Source organism: Brachyspira sp., from assembly GCF_029258575.1.
Lineage (GTDB): Bacteria > Spirochaetota > Brachyspiria > Brachyspirales > Brachyspiraceae > Brachyspira.
This window is the reverse complement of the sequence record NZ_JARHYI010000122.1, coordinates 1-7,583: the sequence shown is the minus strand read 5'-3', so window position 1 is coordinate 7,583 and position 7,583 is coordinate 1. Positions and strand designations below refer to the sequence as shown.

The following is a 7,583-nucleotide window of genomic DNA, read 5'->3' as shown; positions in this document are numbered from 1 at the left end:
TAACATATCTCCAATAATAACAAATATTAATGATGTGCCTCTTTTCATATCGGCATACACTATGCTAGACAATGGAATAAGTCATAAAACTAATAAGAATGGACATTTCTATTTTATGAATTTCTATCCAAAACAGGAAGATTTAGTAGAAAAAGTAAAATATGATTTAGCATTAGCCACTAATGATGAAATAAAAATAATATCATTGCATTTCGGTTTGGAATATACAACTTATCCTGAAGAAAAAACTAAAGAAACAGCTAGAGCATTAATAGAAAATGGAGTTGACATAATAGTTGGACATCATCCTCATGTCCCAAGACCTGTAGAAATTTATGAAGGTACTAATCATAGCGGAATAATAATATATTCTCTTGGTAATTTTGTTTCAAATCATAAAGGAAGATATCCGCATCTTGATATAGGTACTGTAGTCTCATTAGAGATAAATGAAAATAAAGAGATAAATTTCTCTTACATACCTACATATTATGCATTCTTTAGAAAAAATGGATTTGAAATAATTATGAAACCTATAAAAGAAAATCCTAGTATCAGTATGCCTTCTCTATCAAGCAATTATGTATACAGCACTTATGATACTAATGCTATAAAAAAAGGTTATGAACTTATACATGATTTCTACTCTCCTCTTACAAATGAAAGTGTAAAAACTATGTTCGTCTATAATATAACAAATGAAAGCATAGTTTCTAATAATACTTTGGCTCATAAATAATATATAAAGCCATTTTTACAAAAGAATGCAAAATAATAATAATAAATAATTGACAAAGATTTCAATATATACTATATTATTATACTAATATGAATAATAATTATACAAAAGAAATAGATAATCTATTTTCCATAGATGCAATTAGTTATATGAGAAAGGCTATAGTGGATGCCTATGGTAATGAAGTATACTTTGGCATAAATTTCAATGCTTATGGTATTTTAGATTATATAGAAGTTATGGCTAGAGGAAATAAAGACTCTGTACCTGCTATAATATCATTATCATTGGAATTCGATGCTGTTATTCATAATCATCCTTCAGGACAGCTTACTCCTTCAAGAGCAGATTTAGCTATAGCAAGCGAACTTGGTAATAATGCTGGAGTTGGTTTTTATATAGTTAATAATGATGTTGATGATTATTATGAAGTTGTAAAGCCTATAAAATCAGAAAATGTTAAAACTATAGATGTACCAGATGCATTATATATGTTTACAGAAAATGGTCTTTTAAGTCAATTATTAAAAAAGTACGAATACAGACAAGAACAAACGGAACTTGTTGAAGCTACTATCGAAGCATTTAATAATAATAAACATTTAATATCAGAGGCTGGAACAGGAATTGGAAAATCTTTTGCATATTTAATACCTGCCCTATTATGGCTGAAAGAAAATAAAACTAGAATAGCTATTTCTACTAATACTATCAACCTTCAAGAACAAATTATTTCAAAGGATATACCTTCTATAATAGGAGGAATTGCTCCTAGTGTAAAATACGCTTTGGTAAAGGGAAGAAATAATTATGTATGTATTAAAAAAGTAAAAGATAATTTAAATGATACTGATAAATTAGATTTTGATGAACAGATAAATTTCTTTGAAGATATAGATAATTGGCTTAATATAACAAAAGATGGCTCTATAACAGATTTAGGATACAAACCCAAAGGCGAATTATGGGAAATGGTATGCTGTGATACTGATACTTGTACTCATAGAAAATGCGAATATTTAGAGGATTGTTATTTTTATAAAATGCGTAAGCAATTAAACTCAGCTCAATTATTAATAGTTAATCATCATATACTTTGTGCTGATTTATCGCTTTATGCTGAAACTGCTGGAAGATATAGCCTACTTCCAAGATACACAAAAGTTCTAATTGATGAGGCACATAATTTTGAACATTCTGCTTCCAGCTATTTTGGAGATGAAGGAAGTAAAAATGGAATATTAAAAGCACTTTTCTATATTTCAAGAATAAAGAAAAATAAAAGACTCGGTGTTCTAGAAAATATTAATAATATGCTTAATGAAAAAAAATCATTAATAGAAAAGCATGAGTATGATGAAATAGCAGATTTTATAAATAAAGCTCATGATTTAACTTCAAGGGTAAGAAATGTAGTTGAAGATAAGTCAAAGGAATTCATGACATACTGTCATAAAAACATTCAAACTAAAGAAGGATTAGGATATAAATTTAGAATAAGCCCTGAAATTGTAATGACTCAGCATTGGCAAAATGAGGGATTAAAACCTCTAAGAGAAATTGTCCTTTCTATCACTTCTCTTGTAAATATATGTGATAAATTATATAAAAAGTTTTTTGATATAGCTATAGAAAAAGATTTTGATTATGAAGAGATAGCACAAATGTCAAATGCCTATTTAGAAAGACTTAAAAGACAATTAGTATCATTAAACTCGGCAATAGATTATAAAAAAGATGAGTATATAAGATGGATTGAAACAAGACTCACAAAAAAAGGAAATCTCATTCTCAATTGGCATTTAACTCCTGTAACCGTTGCTAAAAATTTAAATGACTTCCTTTATTCAAGATTCGATACCGTTGCAATGTACTCTGCCACTTTAACAGTTTCAAAGAGTTTCAATTTCTTTTCAAACAGATTAGGTTTTGATTATATAGAAAAAAATAAAAAAATAGAAATATATTTAGAATCTCCATTTAATTATGAGGATAATGCAAGACTATATATTGCTAATGATATGCCTGATGTTGCCGCAGATACATTCAATGATTTCACTTCAAAAGTATTATTAGATGTATGTAATATAACAGGAGGAAGAACTTTTATCCTTTTTACTTCTTTTTCATCACTTATGAGTGTATATGATAAAACATCAGAGAAATTAAAAAGCAAAAATATAAATGCCCTAGCTCAAACCGCTTCAATACATAGACATACTTTACTAGATATGTTCAAAGCATCTTCAAATAATGTGCTTTATGGTGTAGATTCATTTTGGGAAGGTGTTGATGTTGCTGGAAAAAATCTAGAAGTTGTTATAATCCCAAAACTTCCTTTTGCTGTGCCTACGGATCCTATAAGTGAAGGAAGATATAGATACATAGAAGAAAATGGAGGAAATGCATTTTTAGATTATGCTCTTCCTTTTGCTGTCATAAAATTTAAACAAGGATTCGGACGTCTTATAAGAAGCAAAGATGACAGAGGCGTTGTATTTGTTCTTGATAAAAGATTATATACAAAAACTTATGGAAGCCAATTTATTCAATCTCTACCTAATGCAAAAGTTTTAAGAGGAAGTATGAGAGAAATCTTTAATGATATGAATCACTTTTTTTATTATTAAATATGAATAGAACAATTTATTATAGAGAATATATAGACTGTGATTTTGACAAATTACTAAATATTACCATGAAAGCATTTGTATTCGATAAAATACTATCTTATAAAAATACGAAACTTGTTGCAGAATTAAATTATTAACTTTTCTAAACTCTTAAACTTTTACACGAATAGCATTAGAAAATGAAAAACCTATTGGATTTTGAATAGGAAAATATTAAAATCAAATAGCAGTTATAATATTTATGATGATAAATAAAAAATTAATTAAAAAGGACAGTAAATAAATATATCTACTGTCCTCTTAACAATCATATTAAGAAAGAATAGTATTTCGTATTTCCATCTGTATCCATAACTTCAATAGTAACAGAACCAGCCTCAGCATCTTCTATATTAATGGAAAATGTTTCATTCATAGAATCCAATAAACCATCATCAGGAATGATATATTTCCATTCTCCTGTTATTGTTGAATATCTAACAGTTTTAATAAATGAAAGCTTATCCTCTGCTCTAAAAGTAATTTTTCTATTAGCACTTTCACCTATAACATTAAAATCAAATATTTCAGGAGGATCATTATCATATTTAAGATTGAACACCTCTAGAGTTTTTGTTTTTATCTGACCTACAGGATTATCATATTTATCACTTGCTGTAATTCTAAAATCATATATACCAGAAGGCATTAAATATGAATTAAATTTATAATATGAAGTTTCTAAATTACTAGCTAATTTTCTATAATTTTTTTCACCCTTTAATCTATATTCTAAATCATATATTAATTTATCTCCATTAGGATCAGAGCCCTTCCAATAAACCATAGCTTCATTTTCTTCCAATTGAGGACTTTTAGAAGTTTCAGAAGAATCATTCTGCTGACGATAATATGTTGTAAGTCCTCCATTTAAAACTTCAGGAGATAAATTATTTTCAACATAAGTAAAATCCATAGAATTTAAAATAGGAGTATACTCTGTATCAGTTGTTTCCATTGTAACTTTAAACTGCATAAATCTTCCCTCTGGAACATCTACTTTACCATCATTAGCAACAGTTGTAAATTCACTCCAAGTATTATCAACTCTTGCCACATTTCCTGTTCTCACTTCAACGGATATATTAGCACCATCAGGAATAGTTGTCATAGAATTTAAACTTCCGAATTTACTTAAAAGTTTCATATCCAATGTATCGCTTGTGAAACTTCCTTTATTAGGATAACCATGTTTTATTTTGTATATTTCTCCAGTTTTTGATATGGCAAAATAAAGTCCCTCTTCAGAAACGGCAAATGTAGAAAGTATTTTATTTTTTAATCCACCTATATAAGATAAAAGTCCATCATTACCATTGATTTTATATATATCAGCTGTATCTCCAGTAACGAAGTATATATTATTATCTTTATCACTGCTTAATGCCAATACTAATGTTTGATTTAAGAAAAATAATCTTTGAACTGTACCGTTAGTATCAGCTTTATATAGAGAATTTCTAAATTCTTTTTCTCTTTCATCAGGTCTTTTATCACCATCTATTATAGAAGGAAGTATTAAATAAGCAGGCTGTCTAGTAGCTGTACCAAAGTATAAATTACCTATATTATCTACAGTTATAGCATAAACTTCATTTTCGGCAGTATCATAAAGTACATTGTATGAAGGATTTTCTAAATTTGTAGATAAATCTATACATAAAACAAGTCCTCTACCAGCTGTTCCTACATAAAGTTTATTATTATTTTTATCATAAAATAAAGACATAGCATGCTGTTCTTCGGTCTTTAAAATTTCTCTTATTTTTCCATCAGCACTTATTCTTAATACCCTTGCATTATTTCCTCCTGCTGCTACAAACAAATTTCCATTATCATCAAATTTCATATCCCATACATAAGTATCATCTAAAGACTGTCTCCAAAGCTCATTACCCTGACTATCATATTTTATTATTTTAGCATAAGGACCTGTAGCAGTATATATATTTCCCTCATTATCACTTATAACAGCCGTAAATGCACTTTCCTTATTTTCTGATGCAAACAATGTGAAATTGGTATCATCAGCAGCTCTTTTATAAAGTTCAGCCCCCATTCCGCTAATTGCTGCAAACATATCGCCATTATTAGCAGGATACATTTTCCAAATATCCTTTCCAGATATAGCCCCATTTTGTTCTATAAGAGGAGCCAGAGTCAAACTTCCTTGCTCTGTAAGCATCATTCCATCATATATACCATTATCAAAAAAACCTCTTCTTGTACTGGATAAAGTTCTAGTTACTACTCCAAAAACATCAGCAGAAGTTAATATTAATATTGATTGTAATATAAAAATTATCTTAGCGATTTTCATATTTTCTAGCCCCTTCAATTATTATATCTATTTTCATTAATCCAAGTGTAGAACATGGCATTTGATATTTTCCATCAATAGCAGTAATAACAGCAGCCTTGTCAGAAGTAGCATTTTTAGCCATTATACCATATTTGGAAGGAGGAAGTGTAGGATATAAATCTTTTCCTATTTGAACCCCCCTAGATGATGAATAAAGCCATACCCGCAAAGAACTGTCATCATAACTCTTTCCATATACACGCATAACATCATCTAAATTTCTTATTTCATATTTACTAGGCATAAATAATTGTTCTGCATAATTGTAAATATATTCATTTGCCGCATAAATACTATAAACATCTGTTTTTAAATTAACTGGAAGTTTAACAGGTATATCTATGTACTGTTTTTCTTTTCCATAAGGAGTAACACCTACTCTTAAATGTATAGTTTCTCCAGCTACTGCTCTAGGTTCTAATAGAGTTATATCATTCAAAAATGCATATTCAAGATTATTTCTTTTTACAGATAATTTTATTGATTTTATTCCAACTCTATTAAAATTATTATATATAAAGAAATCTACAGGTGCTATTAACTGTTTTATAGCAGATTTAAAAGCATCAGTAGAAGAATAAGCTAATATTCTATCGCTAACCTTATAAGGTTCTTCAAAATAATCTGTTTCTATTTCATAACTAACACTAAATACACCCTCTTCACCTTCCCCTGCAGTAGAACTTATAGCACTGTATAATGCCATAGATAATATATCAGAGAAATATGAAGGATCATTTAATACTCTAAAATTATAATCTCTAGTTAAAAAAGTTTGATCTTCTATTTCTAATTTCACAGGAACCATAGTATTATCAGGTATTTCTCCATAAACACCAGAAACCCCGAATGCTCCATCATAAACTGTATATCCCAAATAATTAGAATAAGCAGCTCCTAATTTGAAAGATGAAGAAACTGAAGACACTATATGATTAATATATGCCCTTGATACAGGTGCTCTTAATCTTCCTTTAGACCACATAGAATGCCCAAAAAGAAGAAATTTTTCATCATCTGTATGAGAAACAGTACCTATTCCAGCAAGTGATACATCTCCATCTGCCAAAACTATAGCAACAGAATCTCCAAATAGGAATTTAGTAGCTTGATTTGTATCTGAAACAGAACCGCCTGCCTGCATAGGATAAAATCCATTTTTCTCAAAAGAATCTGAATATTCATCAAATGATTTACTGCTTATACCTGAAAATATCAATGGTGTTTTTAATGAATTATCATTTGCAAAACCCAAAACAGGTGCTTTGGCATTGGTATCATTATAAAGTTTATACATCTCCTCTATAGGTGTAACTCCAGCTATAGGATCTTTTGCATAATTCCAGCCGAAAGCTAAAGCTCCAGCTATTTTACCATTAAAATATATAGGAGATCCGCTCATACCTGCAACAGTTCCTGAATGTTCTAAATTAAGACCTTCGCATTGTATAAGTATAGCATCACTGTTATGCCATCTCTTTTTTAAAATAGAAAGAACTTTTACTTTGAAAGGTTCTACATTAGTACCATGTATAACTGTATATCCTACTCCTTCCATTCCCTCATAAATTTCACTGATAGGAATAACCTCTGGATTTTCAGGAGGATATGGAGGCAACTCTTCTGATGTCTGTGCTGATAAATTAAATAGAATTATTAGTAAAAATACAAAAATAAAAAATACTCTTTTTCTCATAGTGTCCAAATTATAAAATATATATTTTTTAATAATGATTATAACTATAATTAAACTATATTTCAATATAAATAGTAAAATATTATAATATATTAATTTTTAATTATAGACAAT

At 28.7% G+C, this 7,583-nt stretch carries 4 protein-coding genes; 2 read left to right on the top strand and 2 right to left on the bottom strand.

Annotated features, from left to right (window positions below; genetic code table 11):
• Both Q1J76_RS09740 and Q1J76_RS09735 read left to right on the top strand, forming a co-directional pair.
• A partial coding sequence (locus Q1J76_RS09740) for a CapA family protein (RefSeq protein WP_300369883.1) occupies positions 1-739 on the top strand: 739 nt, incomplete at its 5' end.
• An 89-nt stretch (positions 740-828) separates the two neighbouring features.
• The gene (locus Q1J76_RS09735; RefSeq protein ID WP_300369882.1) at positions 829-3,369 is read left to right on the top strand and encodes a helicase C-terminal domain-containing protein; all 2,541 of its coding nucleotides are present in this window, start codon (positions 829-831) and stop codon (positions 3,367-3,369) included.
• 310 nt (positions 3,370-3,679) lie between these two features.
• Here the strand turns inward: Q1J76_RS09735 and Q1J76_RS09730 are convergent, their stop codons facing one another.
• Entirely contained in the window at positions 3,680-5,731 is a 2,052-nt protein-coding gene (locus Q1J76_RS09730; protein ID WP_300369881.1) for a ligand-binding sensor domain-containing protein, read from the bottom strand.
• Positions 5,718-7,478 carry a SpoIVB peptidase S55 domain-containing protein gene (locus Q1J76_RS09725; protein WP_300369880.1) on the bottom strand — a complete coding sequence of 587 codons (1,761 nt, stop codon included), beginning with the start codon at positions 7,476-7,478 and terminating at the stop codon, positions 5,718-5,720. Before Q1J76_RS09725 ends, Q1J76_RS09730 begins: the two co-directional genes overlap by 14 nt.
• Between the last annotated feature and the right edge of the window lie 105 nt (positions 7,479-7,583).